Below are 25,972 nucleotides of genomic sequence, written 5' to 3'. Positions count from 1 at the left end.
GACATTTTGTCCGGGGCGTTTTTTTATGACCGTTTTGAAATAACGTCACCAAATTGCTAAATTTAACGGGTATCATTTGTGCTAATATCAATATGTAGTGTCTTTCGAAAGTTCGGGCACTATATATGCTACTTTTTAGGAGAGATTAGGATGACAACAGGCTTTAAAGAACAGGGATTATTGCAATTGACAGAAACATTTCATGATATCGTCGGGTATGGAGATCACGATATTATGCAGGAAAATGCCAACGTAGACGGCCGCTCTCCGATGGGGCAAATGAGCCGGTTTGCATCCGAGAGTTCCAGACATTATGCGCTCCAGTACTTAATGTCGCCGGAAATCAAGAAAGCAGTCGATGACAACTTGATATATCCGCACGATTTAGACTATATGCCGAGCGGGACAACGACTTGCTGCCAGATCCCTTTGGGCCGGCTGTTAAAAGACGGATTCCATACAGGCCACGGCTCCCTCAGGGAACCGAAGGACATTATGAGCGCATTGTCACTCGCATCCATCATTTTTCAATCGAATCAAAATATGCAGCACGGCGGCCAGTCATTTCCGATGTTCGATTACGATCTGGCGCCTTACGTCCGCAAAACGTACGAAAAGCATCTGGTGAAAATCAAACAATACCCGACAACTTTGACAGAAGAAGAGATAAGGGAAAGAGCGTGGGAAGAAACGGACAACACAACTTACCAAGCGTGCGAAGCCTTTATACATAATGCCAACAGCATGCATTCGCGGGGCGGCGGACAGGTTCCGTTTGTTTCAATTAATTACGGCACGGATACGTCAAGGGAAGGCCGCCTTTTGATCAAAAATATTCTGAAGGCGACAAAAGCAGGTCTCGGCAAGGGGGAGACGCCGATTTTTCCGATTCAGATCTTCAAAATGAAAGAAGGCGTCAACGTCGATCAAACAGACCCTAACTATGACTTGTACCGGCTTGCATTGGAAACGAGCGCTGAAAGGCTGTTTCCGAACTTCAGCTTTATCGATTCGCCCGTGAATAAACCTTTTTATGACGGAACACCGGAAAGCGAAATCGCTTATATGGGATGCAGAACGCGCGTCATGTCCAATATTCATGGGAAAGAAAACAGCATCGGCAGAGGGAATTTGTCATTCACCTCGATCAACATTGTCAAAATAGCGCTGCTCAGCGAAAACGTTGAACAGTTTTTTGCTTTGCTGAACCGCTACATGGAATTAACGATTCAACAGCTGCTTGAACGGTACGCCTTTCAATGCAAAAAAAGAGCAAAAGACTTTAAGTTCCTATATTCGCAAGGCATCTGGCATGAAAGCGAGAAGCTTGATCCTGAGGACACGCTCGAGGATGTGCTAAAGCACGGAACATTGAGCATCGGATTTATCGGACTGGCTGAAGCTTTGACTGCATTGACAGGAAAACATCACGGAGAAAGCGAGGAGTCGTTTGAACTCGGCAAAAAAATCGTTCAGTCGATGAGAGATAAGGCCGATGAAGCCACAGAAAAACACAAGCTGAACTTTTCTTTGATCGCCACACCGGCAGAAGGACTTTCAGGGAAATTTGTCAAAAAAGATAAATTGGAGTTCGGTTCGATCCACAATGTCACAGACCGGATCTACTATACGAACTCGTTTCACATCCCTGTTCACTATAAGCTGACTGCGGTTGAAAAGATCAGAAAAGAAGCGCCGTTCCATTTGATGTGCAATGGCGGGCATATCAGCTACATTGAGCTGGACGGAGACCCGAAAAAAAACATTAAAGCGATGGACATGATTGTGACCGCCATGCGCCGGTCAGGCATGGGCTACGCCTCGATCAACCATCCTGTCGACCACTGCAAGGCGTGCGGATTTACCGGAATCATCGATAACGAGTGCCCGCAGTGCAAAAATCGAGATGAGGCTTTGATTGAACGGATCAGACGGATTACGGGATATTTAGTCGGAGATATGTCAAAGTGGAATTCGGCGAAAAGACAAGAAGAAAAGGACAGAGTGAAGCACCTATGAAAGTGATGAATATTATCCATGACAGCATCGTAGACGGAGAAGGACTGAGAACAGTCGTGTTTTTAGCAGGCTGCCCGCATATGTGTGAAGGCTGCCATAATAAACAAAGCTGGAATATCAATAACGGATTTGATATGAGTGTAGACGAAGTATTTGAGGAAATTATGAAAAACCCGCTTACAAACGTCACCTATTCAGGAGGAGAGCCGCTTTTGCATGCGGGCGAACTGATCGAACTGTCTGAGAGAATTAAGCAGCAATCCGAAAAAGACATCTGGCTTTACAGCGGCTATACGTACGAACAAATCTTGAAAAATGAAAAGCACAGCGCTTTGCTGGACTATTGTGATGTCCTGGTAGACGGCCCGTTCGAAATCAAAAAAAGGGACTTGACGCTCCTTTACAGAGGAAGCTCAAACCAGCGCATTATCGAGCTGGCATAATCTGAAACAGAAGCCTCCGGGGCTTCTGTTTCAGCGTGTCGACAAACCCTCGCATTCGTTGTCAGGCCTGCGCGTCGGTGCTCACGAATTCCAACATTCGCTCCGCTCCGATGCTCGGCCTTCCTAGACTGCAAGGGTTTTCAATCACGCTGAAAGGATGACAAAATCCCAAAACAAAAAGCCGTTTTGGGATTTTGTCAACAATCTAAAACAGAAGCCTCTGGGGCTTCTGTTTTTCCTTTCCGGCATTGACTTCTATCGAGATAACGTCATAATAAATATGAAAAGGTTTATATTTTATCATACATGTCTATCAATAAAAGAAAGCGTTTTATTTACATAAGACAATCGCGAATTAAGGGAGGAGATGGCTTCATGACTCAATCACCGATATTTTTGCAGCCTGAGTTTAAAGAGAGGATCTGGGGGGGAGCGGCTTTGCGCGAGACATTTGGCTATGACATTCCCTCTGATTTGACAGGTGAATGCTGGGCCATTTCCGCCCATCCAAACGGGCCGAACATCGTTGCTTCGGGCCCTTACAAAGGAAAAACGCTTGCCGAGCTTTGGGACGAGCACCGCGAATTGTTCGGCGGTGCAGAGGGAGACCGTTTCCCGCTGTTAACGAAAATACTTGATGCCAATCAAGACCTTTCCGTTCAAGTCCACCCCGATGACTATTATGCGGGCGAACACGAAAACGGGGAACTCGGTAAGACGGAATGCTGGTATATCATCGATTGCAAAGAAGGTGCCGAGATCGTTTACGGCCATACGGCGAGAACGCGGACAGAGCTGGTCACCATGATCAACAGCGGTGATTGGGACAACCTGTTAAGGCGGATCAAAATCAAGCCGGGCGATTTTTATTATGTGCCAAGCGGCACGATTCACGCTCTTTGCGAAGGGACGGTCGTTTTGGAGACACAGCAGAGCTCTGATACGACGTACAGGGTATACGATTATGACCGGACCGATCAAAATGGAGAAAAGCGCGAGCTTCACCTGACACAGGCGATCAATGTCACAACAGTACCGCACGTTGACAGCTATGTTGACGAATCGACAGAAACTCAAAAAGGGATTACCATTAAGACTTTTGTAGAAGCCGAATACTTCTCCGTATATAAATGGGAGATCGACGGTGCCGCTGAGCTGACCCAGGATGCCCCTTTCCTGTTATGCAGTGTGATTGAAGGAGAAGGAAAGCTCACTCAGGGCGGAGAATTATTTCCGATCAGCAAAGGAGCAAATTTTATCCTGCCGGCGGAAACGAATGACTTTACGATAGAAGGAACATGCGAATTAATCGTGTCTCACATATAAAAAGCTTAACGGTCTTCAAAAGAAGGCCGTTAAGCTTTTTTATTGTGAAAAAATAGTCCGGCTCGCCGATAAAAAGAGAAAGCAAGTTTTTGAAATTAGGAGGTTTATAGTCGAGGGGAGTAGAGAATGTGAAAAACATTAGAAAAACCGTTATTTTTGCTGCAATCATTTTGCTCATACATACGGCAGTCCCGGCAATCCCTGCTTTAGCAGCATATACCGATACTTCCGTCTACAAAATCGAAACAACAAAAGAGTTTAATAGCGAAAGCGAAGCGCTCAAAGCAGCCGAACAACTGAAAAAGGACACGGGATGGAAAGCCGAGGTCAAACCTTCAGGGAAAAACGGCACAACTTACGTTTTGACAACAGGGGGGATAGAAGGGGAGAGCAGAGCAAAAAATCTGCTTTTGCAGTTTGAAAAAGAAACCGGTTTGAAGGCGTCCTATGGTCCGATTGGACAGAAAGAACCGTTTTCCAAAGCGGTATCAAAGGAATTTGCCGGTGAAGCAAAAGCCAAGGAATGGGCGCTCCAATTTGAAAAAGAAACGGGGCTGAAAGCAACCTATACACTTGCAGGGAATAGGGAAGCATACGTGAAGGTTGCCACCGGAGGAATCGAAGGCGAAGACAACACGAAAGCCATCCTCGATCGTTTTCAAAAAGCGACCGGCCTCAAAGCGTCGTACGCACCATACGGAGCGGGACAAGCGATCGTCAGGCTTTATTCAGGAGAAATCGCAGATGAGAGCAAAGCGAAAAGCCTGCTTGTCCAATTTGAAAAAGAAACCGCTCTTAAAGGAACGATAGAAACAGTAAAGAAACAACAGCCCAGATATAAAATTGTGACAGGTGCGATACAAGGCGAAACAAACGCAAAAAATCTGCTGAAGCAGTTTGAAAAAGAGCTCAAGGTCAAAGGGGCATATGAAGCCGCCGGTCAGCCGGCGCAGCTTTACAATGTGAAATCGGGATATTTTAATGACGAAAAGACCGCGAAAAATGCCGCCGGCCAAATTAAAAAGAATACCGGTCTCACCTCAAGCACGGAAAAGGTAAAAGGCACGCGTTTCTGGATCGTCAGCATGAAAAGCGTAGACAGCCAAAACCTTAAAAAAGTCGACGCCTTTTTTAAAAAGAAAACGTGGCGTTATACTGCTGCAAAGGCAGGGAGAAAGCAGACATCTTTCAGAATCGTTTCCGTCCCGGTTTCAGATCAAAAGAAAGCAAACGACGGCATCCGGTTTTTTAAAAACAAAAACATTCAGGCTTCCGCCCAAAACGCCGGCGGTACGACCGTCAATCGCTTCCGGATCGCGTCCGGCGAAACAGCCGTTCAAGCGCGAATCAATAAAGGGCTGGAATTCTTCAAGAAAAACGGTGCAGCGGGAACGCCCGGACCGACGGGAAAAAAAGTGTACAGCCATTATCAGCTGACAACGGAGTCCGTATACGAACAGGACAAAGTGACGAAGGCGCTCAATTTCTTTAAAGAAACAGGCATTCACGCAGAGGCCGTCAAGACCGGCCAGTATTACAGCCGGTACAAACTGAGTTCGGAAGCTCTGATCGGCTCGGAGAAATTACAGCATGCGCTTGAATTTTTCAGCAAGCGGAGTATACCGGGCAAGATTGAACAAACGGGTGAGTACGGCTACAGGCAGTACCGGGTGACGGCAGGTCAGGTCACAAGCAAAGCAGATCTCGACAAGGGACTGAATGTCTTTAAAAAGAACAATATCAGCGCAACTTACCAAACAAAGACGGTCAGCCTGTTTCATATCTCAATCAATGAACTATTTACAGGGAAAGACCGTGCGGATGCTGCCGCTAATCGGATTAAAACGAATTACGGCTGGCCGGTGAATGTCATCAAAGTGAAAAACGGCCCGCAAATCACAACGACTGACTACGGAATCACGCTCAGCCAGATGGTCGACAAACAGATGAAAGTCAGCCCGCAAACGGATGCGCCGGCTTATGTTTCATTAAGCTACATCAATACGGCGAACCAAACCGTTACGGCTGATCTGCTGAATATCAGGTCAAGCCCCCTTGTGACAAGCGGGAACATCATTGGACAGCTGCAAAAAGGGGATAAAGTCAATATCATCTCCCAGGAAAACGGCTGGGCAAAAATCAGAATGAATTGGCGTAATGCCAGCAGAGAAGAAGTCGAAAAATATGTCAACCCGCAAAACTTTACACAAGACAGCTCGGCATACTTCCAATTTTTAAAACTCTCGCAAACGGCCGGCTTGAATGCCGCCGAAGTCAATGCGAAAATCCTTTATAATAAAGGGATTTTGACAGGCAAAGGCCAAGCGTTCATCGACGCGGCAAGAGCATACAGCATCAATGAACTGTACCTCATTTCGCACTCGCTCCTTGAGACGGGCAACGGAACTTCCGAGTTGGCCAAAGGAACGATGTTCAACGGCAAAAAGGTTTACAATATGTACGGCGTCGGGGCTTACGACAGCAACCCGCTTTACTACGGTGCCAAATACGCCTATGAACAAGGGTGGTTCACACCTGAGGCCGCCATTATGGGCGGAGCCAAATTCATCGGTGAAAAATACATTCACCACCCGACTTACAAACAGGATACCCTCTATAAAATGAGATGGTCTCCGAACGCCCTTCACCAATATGCGACAGATGTCGGCTGGGCTTATAAGCAGGTGGGGAGAATGTACAGTCTTTATACATTGCTCGATCAATATACGCTGTACTATGATGTGCCGGTTTATCGGTCATCATCATAAAAAGACCGGCCATGTTCCATTAGGAACCGGCCGGTCTTTTTTCATTTGCCGTCATATGCTCGCTTAAAAAGTTCAACAGGCGCATGCTGGCATCGCCTGTTGAATATTGATGCCATTCTTGTGCAAACCTCTTGATCTCTTCCTTTGTGATGGACATTTCTTTGATTTCTTTCAGCAGCATGTCGCTGTCCATGCAGGCTTTGCCGGGAATCACTGCTTCAAAATCATCGATCAGTCCGCGCTTTTCATTATATTCTGCCATATCATACGTGAAAAACAAAATCGGTTTATTTAACAAAGCGTACTCAAAGGCGACTGACGAATAATCGGAAATCAGAATGTCGCATTCCATCAGCAGATCCTTTAGCGGAACGTCTGATACATCTTTGATCAGCCCTTCATGTTCTTCAAAAGTAACCTGTTCCCGCACGGCCGGATGCAGTTTGACCAAAAGCAGAAATTCTCCCTTCAGTTCCCCGGAGAGCTGCTCCTTAGAGAAAGGGAGGCGAACGGACGTCAAACAATAGTCCCGGTATGTCGGCGCATACAGAATAATCTTTTGGTCCGGACGGTCCGCTGTTTGTCTTCCGGCATGAAAATATTCATCAGTTAACGGAACACCTGTCCGCAAAAAACGGTCATCTTTCACGCCGAATGACCGCTTGAAAATATCCGCCATTTTCTCCGAGCCGACGGCGATGTAATCAAAAGAACGATACACCTTTTTAAACCGCTTGATATCGGCGGCGGATCGATACCGGTTTCCGATATCTTCGAGTCCGAACTTTTTCAAAGCGCCGGACGCATGCCAAATTTGAATGCACGTCGTCTGAGGGCGTTTATTCAATACGCTTGTCAGCAGAAAATAATTATCCGTTAACACGAATTTACACTTAAACATCCGGTATACGGCCTTTATGAGATGAATCGGATTTTTCTCGTTGATCACTTGCGATCGAACGGAAGGATATTCATCTGCAAGGGAAACGGCGTGCCTTGTATAAAGGACTTCCATTTCAAACGGCCTGCTGCTGCTGACATACTCATCCAGCAGCGCGCGCGCATTATCCGGAAAGGAAACGAGCAACAAAGCTCTGTCGCGTGCTTTTATCCTTTTGAAAATAAAGCCGGTCAAAGCGAGACCGGCCGAGTAAATCATAACCAATAAAGAACGTATATTCATTCGTTACCCAGACTCTTTTCTACAAATCGATTTTGGATTGCTCTTTGATCTGCTCCGGATAGTAGTGCCGCTGTTTTTGAACTCTTTCCTCTTTCAAAACGGAAAGGACATATTTCGGGATGTTCAGCATCCGCTTCCACCTCGTCGGATTGGTCAGCAGACGGTACATCCATTCAAGATTCAGCTTGATGAACATTTTCGGTGCTCTTTTCACTTTTCCGCTGAACACGTCGAAGCTCCCGCCGATGCCGATCGCAATCGCTTGAGGAAATAAATGCTTATGTTCATAAATAAACTTTTCCTGATGCGGATATCCGAGAGCCACAAAAACCATGTCGGGCTTGGCTGCCGCGATTTGCTTGGCAACTTTGCCTTTGTCTTTGACATAGCCGTGTGAGTACCCGGCCAGCTCAATTCCGGGATACTCGGTTGAAAGCCGATCGGCAACCGCTTGAATAACCTCTTGTTTGGCCCCGTATAAAAAGACTCTTTTCTTTTTGCGGTCAGCCAGGCTCAAGAGGTTAATAAATACATCGTACCCCGCGATCCTCGATTTTAATCTGCTGTTGATCAGCCTTGACGTTAGGACGATGCCGATTCCGTCCGGCAGGATAAAGTCAGCAGATGAAACTGTTTGATAATAATCCTTGTCTTTTGCAGCCGCGTACCCGATCTCAGGGTTTACCGTTGCGATAAATGCCCCCTCATTGCGGTCGATAAAGGATTCTTCAAGATGATTCAAAAATCCGGGCAAATCCCCGTTAACATATGCAAGATGATGAACCGTTTCCGTTTGCAGCATAGTTTTTTTCCTCCTTCCGGTTAAGAAGTGTAAGTATATACGAATGTATGAAAGTCGAAGTTTAAGAGACCAGCCCAAAAATTCAGGAGGTCTAACGTATATTTTAGCATAGATCATTCATAAAAGCTTAACAATATCTTTACAATAGATTAAGATTTTTTACGTCTTATTTAGAAAGGGATCGATTTCTTAGGGGAAAATTTGGAATGCCATTTACCGTAAACAATACTTAACGTTTGATAGGCGATGTGCTATAATGAATGATCAGTAAAGACCTGTGAAATGAATGTAACTTATCGATTGTTTTCTACATGTCAATATAGCTTTTCGCCTTAAGATTAGAAAGGAGAGCGCATGACAATGAAGAAAGTCATCACATATGGAACGTTTGATTTATTGCATTGGGGACATATCAAGTTATTGGAACGGGCAAAACAATTGGGGGATTATCTCGTCGTCGCGATTTCGACTGACGAATTCAATCTTCAAAAGCAGAAAAAAGCATATCATAGCTATGAGCACCGCAAGTTCATTCTTGAAACGATCCGCTACGTAGACGAAGTCATCCCGGAAAAAAACTGGGATCAAAAGGTACAAGATGTGATCGACCATGACATCGATGTTTTTGTCATGGGGGATGACTGGGAAGGAAAATTTGATTTCCTGAAGGATTACTGCGAAGTTGTTTACCTTCCGAGAACTGAAGGGATTTCCACGACGAAGATTAAAGAGGAAATCGCGAACCTTTAATGTAAGCTTAGCTTTATAAAAATTCAAAAAGTACTTCTTAAAAAAGATAAGAAGTGCTTTTTGTTTCGTATACGAGTCATTTTAATATAATAAGTATGAACAGCTTTGCTTTTGAATAAAAAAAGAGGAGTAGACTGATCTTATGGATAGTGCAATTCCGATAGAATTTCAGCTGCGGGAAATAAAAATTAACGATGCTTGCCTCTATTTTGCGTTCGAAAGTTCTGCCTCTCTTGAACATGTCGGTGTTTTGGCAGTTAACCGCAATTCGAAAAAAGAGATGCGTGTAACTTGTAACAAAATAAACGATTCAAAGCAGTTAAAAGCAGTGGAGATATCTTTAGATGATCTATCTAATCTGATGATAGACGAAACGCTCATTGATTTTTATGTGATATATGAAAATAATGAAAAAAATCAATGTAAAAAGAGGATTTACACAGCCTCAAAACCAATAGAGCTGTCTTGGCATCGGGATCGAGCCAATCAGTTCATTTATTTGCCATATACGACCCGTAAAGGCCATTTCGCTCTTGATGTTCTACGAAGAAAAGCAGTGGCGGAGGCGGAAGGCATTAAGTTAAGCTCCGAAGGAAAACTAATGATCCAAGGCTATACTTTTCTGCTAGATGCGGAAGAACGTTCGATGATAAAAAGCAGAAGGCTGGTTTTAAAGGAAATTAGTCAAAAAGATGAGGAAAGGGTTTTTGATTTTCCTTTAAAAGACGTTCAGCGCGGTGATTCAGGTCATGCCGTTGGATTCGAGGCGGAAATTGATTTGAAAAAGCTTTATGAAGAGAACAGGATGCCTGCTTTCTTTCAATTTTTTATAGAATACGTAGGTGAAGATGCTGCAACAGGGGAGGAAATCGTTATAAAAAGCAGGGCATTCAGGCTTAGAGATGATATAGACTGTTTTTCAATTATTGACACAAAAAAAGGACCTGCCCGTTTTCACATCTATCCGCAGAAACGAAAAAGGGGCATGCGCCTAAGAATGAACGACTATACGATCAAAACCCGTGCAGTTTATTTTGCTAAAGGAAAAAGCAAAAGGCTGATGTCAGTCATTCGCAGAGACAAGAATAAAGTAAAGAAAAAGATTTCGGGCATTGTGAAGAGAGCCTACTATTTTACTTTTGGACTGGCCGGCAAACTGCCTGTTAAAAAGAAAACCGTCATTTTTGAAAGCTTTGCCGGCAAGCAGTACAGCTGCAATCCGAGAGCCATTTACGAATATATGAAGGAACATCATCCGGAATACAACTTAATATGGAGTGTAAACCCGAGTTATACAGAGATTTTCGAAGAAAAAAACGTTCCTTATATTCACCGATTCACCCTGAAGTGGCTGTTTGCCATGGCAAGAGCGGAGTATTGGGTTGTAAACAGCCGGCTTCCTTTATGGATTCCTAAACCAAAGCACACGACATATGTGCAGACATGGCACGGGACTCCGCTGAAAAGGCTTGCCGTCGATATGGAAGAAGTGCACATGCCGGGTACCAACACTGAGAAGTACAAGCAAAATTTCACTAAAGAAGCATCGAAGTGGGACTATTTAATATCCCCGAATCGTTATTCAACCGAAATCTTTGCCCGCGCTTTTCAATTTAACAAAACAATGATTGAGTCCGGCTACCCGAGGAATGACTTTTTGTATACAGACAACCGCCCAGAAACGATGAAGGCCATAAAGAGAAAAATGAATATTCCCGAGAATAAAAAGGTCATCTTATATGCACCGACATGGCGGGATAATGAATTTTATGCTAAGGGAAAATACAAATTCCAACTTCAAATGGATCTAGACAAGATGCAAGAAAAGTTTGGGAAAGATTCTGTTATTCTGTTGAGAATGCACTATCTAGTAGCTGAAAGCTTTGATTTTGAACAGTATGAAGGTTTTATATACGATGCCTCAATGTATCCCGACATTAGAGAGCTGTATGTCATCAGTGATATTTTAATTACGGATTACTCGTCTGTATTTTTTGACTATGCAAATTTAAGAAGACCTATCATTTTCTATACTTATGATATCGAAAGTTATAGGGACACTTTAAGAGGATTTTATTTTGATCTTGAAAGAGAAGCACCTGGGACATTGGTCTACAATGAATCCGAGCTTATGGAAGAGATCGAAAGGGTACTTAGGAACCCTCAATTACACAAGAATTACGAGTCATTTTATGAAAAATTTTGTTCGTTTGAAGATGGCAAAGCTTCTGAGCGGGTCGTCAAATCTATATTTTAATCTTCATGAAAAAACAGCCTGAGTTTATACTCAAGCTGTTTTTTGTGTGGAGCTAGGACTGACACACATTTTTATAAAAGAGCTGCGGTGCATGATTGTTATATGATTCATAATCAAAGTGCGATATTCAATACCTTCGGTGATATATTTCTTCATAGCTTCAGTAAGTGCTTCTTCGATATTTTCAACAAGCACTCCGATAATATTGGGGCGAAATCCTCGTGCTGCTTGTTTTGGGAATAACCATTTGTGTCGTTTTTTTCCTATTATAACAGGCACGCATTCTCTTAGATATTTGTTTGAATAGCAATAACGAATAAAATTTGTTACAATTAATCGGTGCACGAGGTAACAGCTATTATATTAGGCTAAGGAAGATAAATCATGAAAGCATTACTAAGAGTGTTAAAAGAACAGTTTTTATCGCTGCCTTTAATCATCAGGTTGGCGGCATATGAAACAAAATCAAAATATCAAATGAACTATTTGGGCGTGTTATGGCAGTTTTTGAATCCGCTCATTCAGATGCTGGCTTATTGGTTTGTATTTGGGATCGGAATCAGAAAGAGCAGTGAGGTGGTTACGGGCGTCGGTGAAGTGCCTTTCATCATCTGGATGCTTGCCGGTTTGATCCCTTGGTTTTTTATCAGTCCGACGATTCTTGACGGTTCAAACAGTGTATATAAGCGAATCAACATGGTGGCCAAAATGAATTTTCCAATCAGCTCTCTTCCTTCAGTGGCGATTGCGGCTAACCTGTTCAGCTACTTTGTGATGATAGTGGTTTATGTCATTGGGCTGCTTGGGTTTGGGATTTATCCAAATCTTCACTGGCTTGAATATATTTACTATTTGTTTTGCATGATTGTTTTTATGTTCGCTTTCAGTTTGTTTAATTCAACAATCAGTGTACTGGTCAGAGATTATCAGTTCCTGCTGCAATCGGCGACAAGGCTGATGTTTTTCCTGCTGCCGATTTTTTGGGATATTTCTACGCAGCTGGGGGACAAGCATCCGACAATGTTGAGCGTGATTAAGCTGAATCCGCTTTTTTATATTATCGATGGATTCAGAAACAGTTTTTTCGGCGGAGATTGGTTTTTCGAAGATGTAACTTACACGCTGTATTTCTGGGCTTTGACATTATTAATCTTGACTGTAGGTTCTATCCTGCATATGAAATTCAGAGACAAGTTTGTTGACTTTCTTTAATACGTAAGGAGATTGTACGATGAAACTAAAAGTTTCGTTTCGAAATGTTTCAAAGCAGTATCATTTGTATCAAAAACAATCGGACAAGATTAAAGGATTGTTTTTTCCGGCTAAGGATAATGGTTTTTTTGCTGTGCGGAATGTCTCCTTTGACGTGTATGAGGGAGAGACAATCGGTTTTGTAGGGATAAACGGGTCAGGAAAATCGACCATGTCTAACCTGCTGGCTAAAATTATTCCGCCGACCAGCGGTGAAATTGAAATGAACGGCCAGCCGTCGCTGATTGCGATTGCGGCTGGTTTAAATAATCAATTGACGGGCCGGGACAATGTCCGGCTCAAATGTTTGATGATGGGGTTAACCAATAAAGAAATTGATGAAATGTATGACAGCATCGTGGAATTTGCCGAGATTGGCGATTTTATTAATCAGCCGGTTAAAAACTATTCCAGCGGTATGAAATCACGTCTCGGTTTCGCGATTTCAGTGCATATGGATCCTGATATTTTAATTATTGACGAAGCGCTCTCCGTAGGGGACCAAACGTTTTATCAGAAGTGTTTAGACAGAATGAATGAGTTTAAAAAGCAAGGAAAAACCATTTTCTTTGTCAGTCACTCCATCGGCCAGATTGAAAAGATGTGTGATCGCGTCGCTTGGATGCACTACGGCGAGCTTCGCATGTTTGGTGAAACAAAAACGGTTGTCAAAGAGTACAAAGCGTTTATTGATTGGTTTAATAAGCTGTCGAAAAAAGAAAAAGAAACATATAAAAAAGAGCAAACCGAAGAACGGAAGAAAGAAGATCCTGAAGCGTTTGCCCATTCTCGCAAAAAGAAAAAAAAGCCGAAATCACTGGCTAATGCCATTCAAATTGCTATTTTGTCTATCCTGACGGTTTTTACCGCAGGAACAATGTTCTCTAACACCCCGCTTCGTACCATTGTTTCGTTTGGCGCTATTCCGCAAAACGAAGTGAAGAACCATGATGGCGATGCAAAGGACAAGACAGAGGAACGCTTAACTGCAGTCAATAAGCAGGGGTTTATTGTAGATGAAAAAGTGTCTGTTTATAAGGATCAAGCTTTAAAACAGAAGACTGACATTACTCTTCCATTCGGTACCGAGGTGATGGTAGCTTCAAAAGGCAAAAAAACAGCAAAAATAAAGTTTAACAAGCATTCTTATTTTGTAAAACAGAGCGCTATTGCAATAAATATGAAACATGCTGAATTGCATGCTGCGGCCTTTACGCCTTATGTTTCGCAAACGGGAACTTCTACCTATGAATACTTCCTGGACTTCCTGGGAGACAGCAGAACCAGCATTCAATCGAAATTGAAAGGCTATACTGAAGGTAATACGGCTGACGGCAGAAGGACGCTGGATTATGATAATAAAAAAATCAGCTATGTGCTGGAGAATGATAAAGCATCAGAGCTTGTCTTTTATAACATTTCTCCCATTACTCCGGCGTCATTGTCTTTAAGAGACAGTGATGTACTGTATGACAGCAGCAAGGATCGTTTTCTTGTGAATACAGCTGATCGGGTCTTTGCAGTTGATAACGAAGAGCATACGCTGACCTTGATATCGAAATAAGAAAAGGCTATTGGATGAATGTCCAATAGCCTTTTTGTTTAGATTTCTTCTTTGTTTAGTAGACCTTCCATTTATGGAAGGAGGTGCTCGTGAAGCTCTTTATCCTGCATCGCAAACTCAAGAGTTGTGGTGATAAAGCCAAGCTTTTCACCAACATCATAACGCTTTGCCTTTAGGCGGCTTCTCAACGAAGTTTTTTACCTGATCACGGCGGCGTTCGCTTGTCAGCGTGTCAGTATTGGCGTAGTGGCGTGTTTCTTCTTCTGGCACTTGCTGAACACCGATAATAGAAGAAAGGTTCTTTCATAATTGGCGCAATTCTGGTGTTTCTGTCTGAACAATATCGTCTTTAAACAACCGCAAACGGCTCATCGCCGATAAAGTTGCGCGCGAACCATACAGCGTGCCCGAGTCCCTTAGGCTCTTTTAGGCGGATATAGTTAATATTATCCAGGATAGCAAGCTTTTTTCATTTTTCAGTTTGCCCTTTTTCTAATTTGATTAATGAGTTTCGCTTGTATCGTATTAATTCTACTATAAAAAACATGTGTCATCGTATAGTTGGATTAGAGCCTCTTAGTAACCTGAAAAGATTTTACTCTACCTTACCACCAAGTTTTTAGGAACACATTTTTAACTTTAATATCACAATTCCTTCACGTTTTGACGATGAATTAATATGAGGAAGGCGTACAAAATAAATAACACAGCAGAAAGAAAATCGTTACACTTAAAAACGCAATAAAAGAATCGAATTTTCCGAAATAGAAAACTTGTTATAATAGGTATAGCTAAGATATTAGACCTGAAAAAAAATATATATCAATACAACGGTGATACCAAAAAATACTGAGGATTGACATTTTGAAAGAGCCTTAACTTTTATAGGAACTTATGCTATTATTGTTTATTATTAATGATGCGTAAAAAATATGTCGAAATGATAAACAATCTGTTAGTTGAAAACGGTTAGAAGGTGATGTTATCTAATGAAGAAAGTGATACGTATGGAACATTGATTTATTTCACTACGGATATATGAAGCTGCCGGAGAGAGCAAAAAATCGGGGTGATTACTTTATCGTAAGATCTACAAAGGAATATTGTGAGATCATTTACCTTCCGAGAACAGAAGGCATTTCAACTACCCAAGTCAAAAAAGACATGGCTAGTTTAATGAAGCTCTAACTAAAAGAGGCTTGAAGTAAATTCAGTTGCTTCTTTTTTTCTTGTTTGCGCAAGTATTAATCTTCACTCTTTAAGGAGTTCATGATGGAATTTTTTTATGATAACCAAATGCAGAAGTTTATAAGTTAGGGCTTATTCAGTTCTGATTAAGATTTTTGCTCTTCTTCCGAGAAACAATAAATTGATTTTATTTGAAAGCTATTCTGGAAAACAGTTTCACTGCAACCCTCGAGCAATTTACGAATATATGTATGAAAATAAAGACCAATATGGTCACAAACTGATATGGAGCATTGATAAACGATATCTGTCGGCATTAGACGGCGTTGATGCATATTTGAAAAGTTTTTCTCTTAAATGATTTGGTACTTGCCTACAGCTAAGTATTGGATTACAAACAGCGGACTGCCTCTTATGGATTACACAAGTATTTGCAAACGTGGCACGGCACTCCGCTAAAAAAACTAGCTAATGATATGGATGAAGTGCACATACCCGGAACCACAACTGAAAAGTATAAACAGAATGTTCTGCAGCAAGCCAGCAAATGGGATTATTGAATTTCTCTAATGCATACTCGACTGAAATTTTCAAACGTGCTGTGCTCTTCAATATTCAAAAGGGAAATTTCTAAAGTTGGTTATACAATAAATGACATTCAATTTTCGTCAGATTAGAGAAAATAAAAAAATTTTATATGTGCACCAACTTGGAGGGATAATGAATTTAAGAAAGCTGGCCAGTATAAATTTAAACTCCAATGATTTAGGGGAAATGAAGAGGGAATCTTGGAGACTCTGTGGTTATTCTTCTTAGAATACATGATCTGATATATTAATTAAAAAACCCATTGTGTTTTTTGCATTTGATCTTTCGGCTTATCGGATTCCCTTAAATATTTTCTACTTTAATTTTCAACAGAAAACATCAGAAAACTTAGTTCAAACAAGGCAGAACTTATAAAAACAGTAAAAAAGTTGTTACACATAATCTATATAGATCTAACTATGAGCTTTTTATAATTTAGAAGATGTCAAGGCTTCTAAAAGAGTAATTGAAACAATCCTTTAACTTCTAAATAAAGAGGTGCTACATGTTTTCTATCATAATGCCAATATATAATTCTGAGAATTATTTAAGGGACTCAATAGAGAGTGTCATTAACCAGTCAATTGGATTTAAGGAAAATATAGAACTGATATTAATAGATGATGGCAGCGTTGACAGCAGTCCTCAAATTTGTGAATTCTTTAAAGATCTATATCCTAATAATATTAAAATCTTGAGAATTGAAAATTCCGGACCTTCTGCTGCAAGAAATTGTGGGTTATCAAATGTAAGTGAAAAATCCAAATTCATTGGTTTTCTTGATTCTGACGATACATTCTCTCAAAATGCGCTGCAAAGTGTTTATAATTTTTTTTGTGATTCCGAAGATGTAAACATTGCGGTATTACCTGTTTATTACACAGGTAAAAAAGAAGGCGGACATAAATTAAATAATAGATTTGAAAAAGGAACAAGAGTTATAAATATCCTCAACGATTATAAGGCTATTCATTTTTATATTGGCGGCACTTTTTATAGAAAACATATACTAAATAGTACCGCCAAGTTTGATGAAACTATAAAGTTTTGGGAAGACGCTATCTTTTTTAACCAGTTATTGCTGAAAGAAAAAAGATACGGAGCAGTTGCAGAAGGAAAGTATTATTATAGAAAACGAAAGGAAAAGAACTCATTAGTTGATCGTTCATGGTTTAACAAAAAAAGGTACACATATTTGTTGAATACATGTTATATGACTTTGTTGAGGGATTCAATTAAACAATATGATATAGTTCTGCCTTATTTGCAATTTTTAATTGTATATCATATGAAACTGTTTTTATATCAGAACTATAGAGATATTTATAAGTCTGTTTTAGATCAACAAGAACAAAAAAAATTTGTTGATGATTTTATTAAAATTTTAAGATATATTAAACCACAAATTATAAAAGAACAAAATATGCCCATGTATTATAAAGAATTTATGTATCACTTATTAGAAGCAAATACAGAAGCTCTTGAAAACATAAAAAAAGAAAGAGTACTACAAAGTTCATGTACTATTACCTCGACAAAAATAAAAGGATTTAAGCTTGAATTAACAGGGCACTTTATTAACCAGTATTATGAGATGCAAGAAAACGATGAAATTTATATAAGATATTTTAATAGATTAAAAAAATGCAAACGAGAAGAACTGAAAAAAACGATTGAAGTATGGGGATATAAATTAAGAGATTTTAGATATGCTGGCTTTGTTGTTGAAATACCGATTTGGGCTTTTGCATTTGACTTTGTCCTTAAAACACCAAATGATGTTTTAGAACTTAACCATGTAAACATTTTTAAAAGTTTGCTTACAAGGGTTTTTAAAAAAAGGTAGATTTAAACCTGTTTTTTAAGAGTGGCACTCCCTTTGGTTTTTCTTTTTTTACTGGATTCTTATTCATATAAACATTTTGTTTAGGAGTGATCTTTTATGAATGAAAAGAGTTTTAACTATGATTTCAGTGTTATAATGCCGATTTATAATGTTGAGTTATATCTAACTGATGCTATAGAAAGTATCATTAACCAGACTATAGGTTTTGAGAATATTCAGTTAATACTTGTGAATGATGATAGCCCCGATAAAAGTGAAATCATCTGTAAAGAATATGCACAAAAATATCCCAATAACATTGTATATGTAAAAAAACAGAATGGCGGAGTGAGCAGTGCTCGAAATTATGGCTTAAGATATGCTGAAGGTAGATACATTCAATTTTTGGATCCGGATGATTTTGTTTCAGAAGGAACCTTCGAAAATGTTTTAAACTTCTTTGACCAGCATAAGAATGAAATTGATATTGTAGCAATCCCTATTTTTTTTGCAGAAGGAAGAACAGGAGAACACAATCTAAATAATAAGTTTTCTTCTACAAGAATATTGGATGTAGAAAAAGAACCGCATTATATATTAACTCATTGCTGTTCTACATTTATAAAAAAAGATGCCTTGAAAAATATCAGGTTTGATGAAAATTGTAAAATAGGAGAAGATGCCAAACTAGTTAATTTAATCATATCGCAAAAGAAAAAGTATGGTCTAGTTAAAGAGGCAAAATACCATTATAGAGTTAGAGAAGATGGATCATCTGCCATGCAGACTGCTAAAGCAAATAAGAATTGGTTTAACCATTCACTTATCACTTTCTCTAAGAATTTAATCGATATTACAAAAAACCATGAACAGAAAATACCTTTGTTTCTTCAATATATGATTATGCATGATTTGAAATGGAAATTATTGGTTAAAGACATTAGTGAAACACCTTTAGACGAAAATGAATACCGCGAATTTTTAACATTGATTCGAGAAGTATTATCGTATATCGACGACGATGTCATCATTAAAACAAAAAGTATCAGCCATTTCTATTTATATCATGCTTTAAAATTAAAACACGGTGAAAATTATAGTAGGTATGTATATAAAAGTGAAACCGAATATGATTATTATTTATACAGAGAAGATAAAATTGTTTCGAAATTATCGGATCAAACTCTAACTATTGAGATTTTAGAAGAAAATGAGAAGTTTATTCACATAGAAGGTTTTTGGAGCTCTTTGTTTGATTCCGACGGTTTTAATTTTTATGCTAAAATTGGCGAAACAAAAATAAAAGCAAAGCATATAAAAAGACCGCATAATGACTATATAAGTTTAGGAGAAGTAATAAAAAAATATCCTGGTTTTTCTATAGATATTCCCAAAAGCTATCTAGCAGACAATCAACATATTGAATTTTATATAGCTAAGGGTGAAAAAATGAAGATAACAAAACTTCGCTTTTTCAAGTATTCAGGTTTGTCAAGCAATCTATATAATTCTTATACAGCTAAAAAAGATTATATTTTTTATTATAATTACAAAAAATTAATGTATGAAAAAAACAATATTAAAAATAGATTTATAAAAGAGTTTCGTTTCTTAAAATCTCTTCATAAATCAGGGGGGAAATCAAAGAAACGAAAATCAGCTATTAAGAAGGCATTGGTGGCAAGAATGGCATACCATGTTTTCACGATTTTTAATAGAAAACCAGTATGGTTATTCATAGACAGACAAGACAAAGCTGATGATAATGCCGAGCACCTCTTTAAATACGCAACCAACAAGAATGATGGGGTAAAAAAATACTTTATAATAAAAAAAGATAGCAAGGATTATGTCAGAATTAAAAAATACGGAAAGGTTATACCATACAGATCTTTTAGACATAAAATTTTAACCTTATCCTCCTCCAAGGTAATATCTACACATGCGGATAATTGGGTTGTAAATCCATTTTTCAATATGGAGATTTATTTTAGAGATTTATTTAATTTTGAGTTTGTCTTTTTACAACATGGAATAACAATGGCAGATCATTCTAAATGGTTAAACAAATACAGCAAGAATATCAAATTATTAGTAACTTCAGCGAAACCTGAATATCAGTCTATTGTGAAAGGGAATTACAATTATAATAAAGAAAATATCTTGTTGGGTGGATTTCCAAGATATGATAATCTTAAGAAGAGTAAAGGGGAAAAGCAGCTTCTAATCATGCCTACATGGAGAAAAGATATTGTATTACCTAAAGATCAGGCAAAAGGAGTAAGACCGTACAATCCGAAATTTAAAGAAAGTGAATACTTTGCTAGGTATAATGCTTTGATTAATGATGAACGGCTAATTCAATTTGCTAAGGATAATAATTATAAGATAACCTTTTTCCCGCATCCGGACATTCAACAACAGATCGTAGATTTTGAAAAACATGAGTATGTAAAGTTTGCAGATTATAATAGCAGCTATCAAATGTTATTTAATTCTTCTAATATAATGATTACTGATTTTTCATCTGTTGCATTTGATTTTGCATACGAGAAAAAGCCTGTGATCTATTATCAATACGAAAAGTCATACCATTTTAAACTTGATTACTATGATTATAAGAAAATGGGATTTGGCGATGTAATAGAAGATCATAACAGCTTAATTGATAAAGTTATCTATTATATGAAAAATAATGGTCGTATGGAAGATAAGTATAGAAAAAGAGTGGATAACTTCTTTGCATATACTGATAAAAATAATAGGGATCGGATTTATAATGCAATATTGCAATTAGACAATAGCAAAATTGCTAAATGAGCTTAAATTTGATCTTTAATGACACTTTAAAATTATGGGAGAAGTTCTGCGTAACTTCTCCTTACTTTTTTAAAAGGGAAAAAGACTCAACATCTCTTACAATATTCACCGGTGCTTTCAAATTTCTTTTACCGAAAGATCCAAAAAGTTATCTTGGGGTATTATGGCGGTTTTTAAAATACTGGCGTACTGTTTGTTTGTATTTGGTATGGGAATCTGCGACAGTAAGTAAGTCATAATAGGTATCGGAGAAGTGCCTTTTATTGTTTGGATGATGGCTGGTTTGATTCCGTGGCTTTTTATTAGACCGACTATTCTTGATGGATCAAACAGTGTGTTTAAGTGGATCAATGTAGTTGCCCAACCAGTTCAATGCCTTCTGTCGCGGCTACTTCAAATTTATTTAGTTAATTTTGTAATGATGAGTGTTTATGTCGCTTTTTTAGCAAGCGGTGTTTACCCTTGGATACAATATATTTCCTATTTAATTTGTATGATTGTATTTATGTTTTCATTCACTTCGTTTGGCGCTTTTCCGCAAAATGAAGTGTAGAACCATCATGGCGATGCAAAGGACAAGACAGAGGAACGCTTCTTCGCAGACAACAAGCAAGAGTTTATTGCATTTGAAAACGCATCTGTTTGAAAGGATCAAGATTCAAAGCGGAAGCTGACGGCAGCAGGACGCTGGATTTAGATAATGAAAAAATGCAGCTATGTACTGGAGAATGATAAAGCATCAGAGCTTGTTTTTTATAACATTTCTCTCGTTACTCCAGCCTCATTGTCTTTAAGCGACAGGCCGACCTTAATATCGAAATAAGAAAAGGCTATTGGATGAATGTCCAATAGCCTTTTTGTTTAGATTTCTTCTTTGTTTAGTAGACCTTCCATAAATGGAACAAGTTGCTCGCGAAGCTCTTTATCCTGCATCGCAAACTCAAGAGTTGTGGTGATAAAACCAAGCTTTTCACCAACATCATAACGCTTGCCTTCAAAGTCGTACGCAAACACTCTTTGAATTTCATTCAACTTTTGAATGGCGTCTGTCAGCTGGATTTCTCCGCCGGCTCCAACCCGCTGATCCTCTAAGTACATGAAGATCTCAGGCGTGAATACGTAACGGCCTAAGATGGCAAGATTAGATGGAGCTGTGCCTTTAGGCGGCTTCTCAACGAAGTTTTTTACCTGATAACGGCGGCCTTCGCTTGTCAGAGGATCGATAATGCCGTAGCGGTGTGTTTCTTCTTCTGGCACTTGCTGAACACCAATAATAGAAGAAAGCGTTCTTTCGTATTCATCCATTAACTGGCGCAATCCGGGTTTTTCAGCTTGAACAATATCGTCTCCAAGCAGAACCGCAAACGGCTCATCACCGATAAAGTTGCGAGCGCACCATACAGCGTGCCCAAGTCCCTTAGGCTCTTTTTGGCGGATATAGTGGATATCAGCCAGATTCGTAGCTTTTTTCACTTTTTCAAGGAGTTCTACTTTACCTTTTTCTTCTAGATTTCTTTCAAGCTCAGGAGAGTAATCAAAATGATCCTCAATCGCACGCTTGCTTTTACCTGTGACGATAATAATATCTTCAATACCTGCTTCAACAGCTTCTTCAATTATGTATTGAATAGTTGGTTTATCAACGATAGGGAGCATTTCTTTCGGCATTGCTTTTGTAGCCGGCAAGAATCTCGTTCCGAGACCCGCGGCAGGGATTATGGCTTTACGTACTTTTTTCATGTTCAGTACACCTTCCTTATACAATGTCTACGATCAAATTCAATGAATCGCAAGTATTTTAATGTCTTTATTGAACATACCCATTTTTCATATTGTTAACACTTTTTATCATATAAGAAAAACGAACTTTAAACAAGTAATATAGGGAGTACTAAAACTTGAAATCAATAGAGAGGATTGCTATGGTAATGGATGCGAATGATAAACGTCAACATGCTTGAAACGATAAAAAGATAGTGTAAATAAAGATTCTATATAATAGTATTGATTCACCTGACCTGTTAGAGAAGGGCGCGCTGTTGCAGCTCTTCAGTAAGAGAAAAGTTTGGCTGTAAATAGGTCGATTACCTTCTGCAAAACAGCGGAAAGCCGGCAAAACGGTTGTTTTTTTGACCTAGAAACAAAAAGAGGACATTGTTTCAGCTGGACAAATTATTTTAACCTCCGTACGTACATAATAAGCTTGAATCGCTTTCCGAAGGTGGCACAAGAAGAGTATTCTTCCTTTATGCAGTTTTTGTCGATTTTTATGCTGTTTGGACAGGTGTATAAACAGGGAGAGGATGTCTCCTTATTTAATCTTCCCATTCTAGTGTGAAGAAGCTCAAAGATATTTTATCATGATTGGAACGGTGTGTTTTATTTCGAAGGATCCTGAAAGGTTTTGGTCGAGTATTTTATGCTGTTAGAACAAAGGGCATGTTCCGCCGTTTTAATAGCACCCTGAATCGAAAAAAAGCTTCTCTTTAATAGGAATAAAAGTAAGTAAACTTATTAAAGAGAAGGATTCAATATTCTATTTAACAAACAATTACTTTAAGAAAAAGGTGACAATAGTGAAAAAATTAAAAGTCATGACCATCTTCGGCACGCGCCCTGAAGCCATTAAGATGGCGCCGCTTGTGCTTGAATTAAGAAAACACCCCGAAATTGAGTCTTATGTGACGGTTACAGCACAGCACAGGCAAATGCTTGACCAGGTGCTTGAAGCTTTTAATATAAAGCCTGATTTTGATTTGAATATCATGAAAGAAAGGCAAACGCTGGCTGAAATTACGTCTAATGCACTTGTGAAACTGGACGAGCTGTTTCAGTCTATCAAACCGGACATTGTGCTTGTTCACGGTGATACGACAACGACATTTGCGGGAAGTCTTGCCGCTTATTATCACCAGATTTCCGTCGGCCATGTAGAGGCGGGACTCAGGACCGGAAACAAATACTCGCCGTTTCCCGAAGAGCTGAACAGGCAGCTGACGGGATCGATTGCCGATCTTCATTTTGCGCCGACAGAGCAGGCCGAAAAGAATCTGCTCCGTGAAAATAAAGACCAGGAGACGATTTACGTCACTGGAAATACGGCAATCGATGCGCTTCACACAACAGTGAGGGACGGCTATTCACATCCCATTCTTGAAAAAATAGGAAATGACAAGATGATTTTGCTTACCGCCCACCGCCGTGAAAATTTAGGTGAGCCGATGGAAAATATGTTTAAAGCAATCAGGCGGATCGTCGAAGAATTTGACGACGTACAGGTTGTTTATCCCGTTCATCTCAATCCCGCTGTTCGTGAAGCGGCTGCAAAGCATTTCGGTGATCTGAAGAAGGTCCATCTGATAGAGCCGCTTGAAGTCATTGATTTTCACAACTTTGCGGCTGAAGCTCATTTCATCCTCACTGACTCGGGCGGGGTGCAGGAAGAAGCGCCGTCGCTTGGAAAGCCGGTCCTCGTGCTTCGAGATACAACGGAACGGCCCGAAGGCGTTCAGGCCGGGACACTTAAGCTGGCAGGCACGGATCAAGATAAGATCTATCAGCTGACTAAACAGCTGTTGACCGATCAAGATGAATATCGCAAAATGTCACGGGCTTCAAACCCATACGGGGACGGACAGGCTTCGCGGCGAATTGCAGAGGCGCTGCTTTATCGGTACGGATATCGAAGCGCGCGGCCTGACGTGTTTAAAGACTAATAAAAAAGCTTCCTTTTCAGGAAGCTTTTTTTATTTATTAAGGCTTTCTTTCAGTTCGGCTGTAATGTCGGAAAGGGAACTTTCGTCAGCTTTGTAATAATAGATTCCGTTGATTTTTGTGCCGTCGCCTTTCAGCTCATGCTGGATGACTTTTGAGCGGGCTTCTTTATAGCCGGATTGAATATCCCACATATCGTCAAACGTGAGATTCGTTTTAACGTTGTTTTCGATCACTTTGAACATATCTCCGAATTTCGTGATAGACGATATATTGGCGCCTTTATTAATGATTCCTTCGATGACTTGACGCTGCCTGTTCTGGCGTCCGAAGTCGCCGTTCGGGTCTTCTTTCCTCATTCTCGTATAAGCGAGCGCTTCTTTTCCGTTCAGCGTAATCTCGCCTTTGCCAAATGAATATCCGTCATAGTTGAAAGCAAACGTACTGTTCACGGTAATGCCGCCAAGCGTATCTACGACATCCCTGAAGCTTTCCATATTGACTTTGATAAAGTAGTCGACAGGAACATCGAGGAAGTTCTCAACCGTGTCTACCGTCATCTGAACACCGCCGAATGCGTATGAATGGTTGATTTTATCCAACTTGCCTTTGCCGATAATTTCAGTATACGTATCCCGCGGGATGCTGACCATTTCAGTCGTTTTCGTTTTCGGGTTCACCGTCATATAGATGAGGGAGTCTGCGCGCCCCTTATCACCGTCCCGTTCATCGACACCCATGAGAAGCACGGAAAACGGGTCATGGTTATCAATGTCAACAGCTGAATCGCGTTTTTTTGATTTGTTAATATTTTCATGAATGCTCGCTACTGTAGATGCCGCTTTATGCCATAAGTAATAGGCGTAACTGCCTGTACTGAGAACAAAAATACCAATCAAAGCGATAATTGTATAAAAAATTTTTTTCTTTTTCTTCCTCTTTTCAGCTCTCATATAGCCCTCACCTTTTAATGTTCTACTTTGATTATAAGTTTCTTAAAATTCAAAAACAACAAAAAGTTATATGTGTCCTTTTGGATAGACGAAATCCTTAGAAAAATGTTTCAAAAAAACCAATCAATCTGCAAAATTTTTCGCTATAATTAAAGAATCTGTTGGAATTTGTCGATAAAAAGGGAGAGGTGAAGAAGATGAAAAAACTCATAGTTCTAACATTATCAATGCTGCTTTTGTTGTCAGCCTGTGGCACTTCGGGCCAATCGGAGGACAAGTCAAGCACAAACAATAAAAATGCGGCATCTGAAGAAACCGTCACTAAAGAAGGCTCATTCGTGGGGTTGGCTGACAGCCACACAATTGCGGTGAACATCGATGGCAAAGAAACAACGCTTCAAGTCGATGAAGATCTTCAGGATAAAGTCAATTCCATTGAAGAAGGCAAAAAAGTAGAAGTCCAATATAAAAAAGGCGGAAATGGCGTTTTGGAGCTGAAAAGCATCGAAACAAAATAAAGA

The 25,972-nt window shown here is 39.8% G+C and carries 19 protein-coding genes and 3 pseudogenes; 16 read left to right on the top strand and 6 right to left on the bottom strand.

The genetic code is table 11. The features are described 5' to 3' along the window. Positions 1-150: 150 nt before the first annotated feature. The 4 genes from MKZ04_RS14330 (at position 151) to MKZ04_RS14315 (ending at position 6,556) form a co-directional block, all read left to right on the top strand. Positions 151-2,019 carry an anaerobic ribonucleoside triphosphate reductase gene (locus MKZ04_RS14330; protein WP_023857167.1) on the top strand — a complete coding sequence of 623 codons (1,869 nt, stop codon included), beginning with the start codon at positions 151-153 and terminating at the stop codon, positions 2,017-2,019. Continuing rightward, complete coding sequence (gene nrdG / locus MKZ04_RS14325; RefSeq protein WP_095291510.1) at positions 2,016-2,462, top strand: anaerobic ribonucleoside-triphosphate reductase activating protein; 447 nt, start codon at positions 2,016-2,018, stop codon at positions 2,460-2,462. The genes MKZ04_RS14330 and nrdG overlap by 4 nt, the downstream gene beginning before the upstream one ends. Before the next feature lie 375 nt (positions 2,463-2,837). Next, complete coding sequence (gene manA / locus MKZ04_RS14320) at positions 2,838-3,788, top strand: mannose-6-phosphate isomerase, class I (RefSeq protein ID WP_095291520.1); 951 nt, start codon at positions 2,838-2,840, stop codon at positions 3,786-3,788. A 128-nt stretch (positions 3,789-3,916) separates the two neighbouring features. After that, positions 3,917-6,556: an N-acetylglucosaminidase gene (locus MKZ04_RS14315; RefSeq protein ID WP_095291522.1), complete on the top strand. Its 2,640-nt coding sequence runs from the start codon at positions 3,917-3,919 to the stop codon at positions 6,554-6,556. A gap of 19 nt (positions 6,557-6,575) precedes the next feature. On the opposite strand, the gene MKZ04_RS14310 is transcribed toward MKZ04_RS14315, so the two are convergent. Further along, entirely contained in the window at positions 6,576-7,739 is a 1,164-nt protein-coding gene (locus MKZ04_RS14310; RefSeq protein ID WP_026580197.1) for a CDP-glycerol--glycerophosphate glycerophosphotransferase, read from the bottom strand. A gap of 19 nt (positions 7,740-7,758) precedes the next feature. Beyond that, complete coding sequence (locus tag MKZ04_RS14305; RefSeq protein WP_026580196.1) at positions 7,759-8,538, bottom strand: WecB/TagA/CpsF family glycosyltransferase; 780 nt, start codon at positions 8,536-8,538, stop codon at positions 7,759-7,761. A gap of 363 nt (positions 8,539-8,901) precedes the next feature. On the opposite strand from MKZ04_RS14305, the gene tagD reads away from it, so the two are divergent. Both tagD and MKZ04_RS14295 read left to right on the top strand, forming a co-directional pair. After that, positions 8,902-9,291, top strand: coding sequence for a glycerol-3-phosphate cytidylyltransferase (gene tagD / locus MKZ04_RS14300; protein WP_026580195.1), 390 nt, complete (start codon positions 8,902-8,904; stop codon positions 9,289-9,291). Between the two features lie 142 nt (positions 9,292-9,433). Beyond that, positions 9,434-11,548, top strand: coding sequence for a CDP-glycerol glycerophosphotransferase family protein (locus MKZ04_RS14295; RefSeq protein ID WP_026580194.1), 2,115 nt, complete (start codon positions 9,434-9,436; stop codon positions 11,546-11,548). Between the two features lie 30 nt (positions 11,549-11,578). Here the strand turns inward: MKZ04_RS14295 and MKZ04_RS14290 are convergent, their stop codons facing one another. Further along, positions 11,579-11,893, bottom strand: a complete 315-nt coding sequence (locus tag MKZ04_RS14290; RefSeq protein WP_142368384.1) for a hypothetical protein — start codon at positions 11,891-11,893, stop codon at positions 11,579-11,581. Positions 11,894-11,932: 39 nt separating this feature from the next. Here MKZ04_RS14290 and MKZ04_RS14285 point away from each other — a divergent pair, with 39 nt between their 5' ends. Together MKZ04_RS14285 and tagH are read left to right on the top strand one after the other, a co-directional pair. Further along, a complete protein-coding gene (locus MKZ04_RS14285; RefSeq protein ID WP_026580192.1) occupies positions 11,933-12,760 on the top strand; it encodes an ABC transporter permease in 828 nt (275 codons plus the stop codon). Between the two features lie 19 nt (positions 12,761-12,779). Further along, a complete protein-coding gene (gene tagH / locus MKZ04_RS14280; protein ID WP_341046203.1) occupies positions 12,780-14,363 on the top strand; it encodes a teichoic acids export ABC transporter ATP-binding subunit TagH in 1,584 nt (527 codons plus the stop codon). A 71-nt stretch (positions 14,364-14,434) separates the two neighbouring features. On the opposite strand, the pseudogene MKZ04_RS14275 reads toward tagH, so the two are convergent. Further along, positions 14,435-14,832: pseudogene (locus tag MKZ04_RS14275) on the bottom strand (sugar phosphate nucleotidyltransferase); the annotation flags it as partial. 520 nt (positions 14,833-15,352) lie between these two features. On the opposite strand from MKZ04_RS14275, the pseudogene MKZ04_RS14270 reads away from it, so the two are divergent. From MKZ04_RS14270 to MKZ04_RS14240, 6 genes and pseudogenes are all read left to right on the top strand, one after another. Then, positions 15,353-15,551, top strand: a pseudogene (locus MKZ04_RS14270) (hypothetical protein). 181 nt (positions 15,552-15,732) lie between these two features. Further along, positions 15,733-15,912: a CDP-glycerol glycerophosphotransferase family protein gene (locus MKZ04_RS14265; RefSeq protein ID WP_245117679.1), complete on the top strand. Its 180-nt coding sequence runs from the start codon at positions 15,733-15,735 to the stop codon at positions 15,910-15,912. A 115-nt stretch (positions 15,913-16,027) separates the two neighbouring features. After that, positions 16,028-16,111: a hypothetical protein gene (locus tag MKZ04_RS14260; RefSeq protein WP_257007265.1), complete on the top strand. Its 84-nt coding sequence runs from the start codon at positions 16,028-16,030 to the stop codon at positions 16,109-16,111. Positions 16,112-16,644: 533 nt separating this feature from the next. Beyond that, positions 16,645-17,985, top strand: coding sequence for a glycosyltransferase family 2 protein (locus MKZ04_RS14255; RefSeq protein WP_026580190.1), 1,341 nt, complete (start codon positions 16,645-16,647; stop codon positions 17,983-17,985). 96 nt (positions 17,986-18,081) lie between these two features. Next, entirely contained in the window at positions 18,082-20,784 is a 2,703-nt protein-coding gene (locus MKZ04_RS14250; protein WP_341046201.1) for a bifunctional glycosyltransferase/CDP-glycerol:glycerophosphate glycerophosphotransferase, read from the top strand. Positions 20,785-21,295: 511 nt separating this feature from the next. Continuing rightward, positions 21,296-21,595: pseudogene (locus MKZ04_RS14240) on the top strand (hypothetical protein); the annotation flags it as partial. 50 nt (positions 21,596-21,645) lie between these two features. On the opposite strand, the gene galU reads toward MKZ04_RS14240, so the two are convergent. Beyond that, the gene (gene galU / locus MKZ04_RS14235; protein ID WP_026580188.1) at positions 21,646-22,524 is read right to left on the bottom strand and encodes a UTP--glucose-1-phosphate uridylyltransferase GalU; all 879 of its coding nucleotides are present in this window, start codon (positions 22,522-22,524) and stop codon (positions 21,646-21,648) included. Between the two features lie 836 nt (positions 22,525-23,360). Here galU and wecB point away from each other — a divergent pair. Further along, positions 23,361-24,500: a non-hydrolyzing UDP-N-acetylglucosamine 2-epimerase gene (wecB, locus tag MKZ04_RS14230; protein WP_026580187.1), complete on the top strand. Its 1,140-nt coding sequence runs from the start codon at positions 23,361-23,363 to the stop codon at positions 24,498-24,500. Between the two features lie 30 nt (positions 24,501-24,530). Here the strand turns inward: wecB and tagU are convergent, their stop codons facing one another. Continuing rightward, positions 24,531-25,451 (bottom strand): polyisoprenyl-teichoic acid--peptidoglycan teichoic acid transferase TagU, encoded by a 921-nt coding sequence (gene tagU, locus MKZ04_RS14225; protein WP_026580186.1) that lies wholly within the window; start codon positions 25,449-25,451, stop codon positions 24,531-24,533. A 197-nt stretch (positions 25,452-25,648) separates the two neighbouring features. Here tagU and MKZ04_RS14220 point away from each other — a divergent pair, with 197 nt between their 5' ends. After that, positions 25,649-25,969: a hypothetical protein gene (locus tag MKZ04_RS14220; RefSeq protein WP_026580185.1), complete on the top strand. Its 321-nt coding sequence runs from the start codon at positions 25,649-25,651 to the stop codon at positions 25,967-25,969. Positions 25,970-25,972 lie beyond the last annotated feature (3 nt).

The sequence above is a fragment of the Bacillus sp. FSL W7-1354 genome (genome assembly GCF_038002405.1).
GTDB classification, from domain to species: domain Bacteria; phylum Bacillota; class Bacilli; order Bacillales; family Bacillaceae; genus Bacillus; species Bacillus paralicheniformis.
This window is presented reverse-complemented; position numbering and strand designations above follow the sequence as displayed.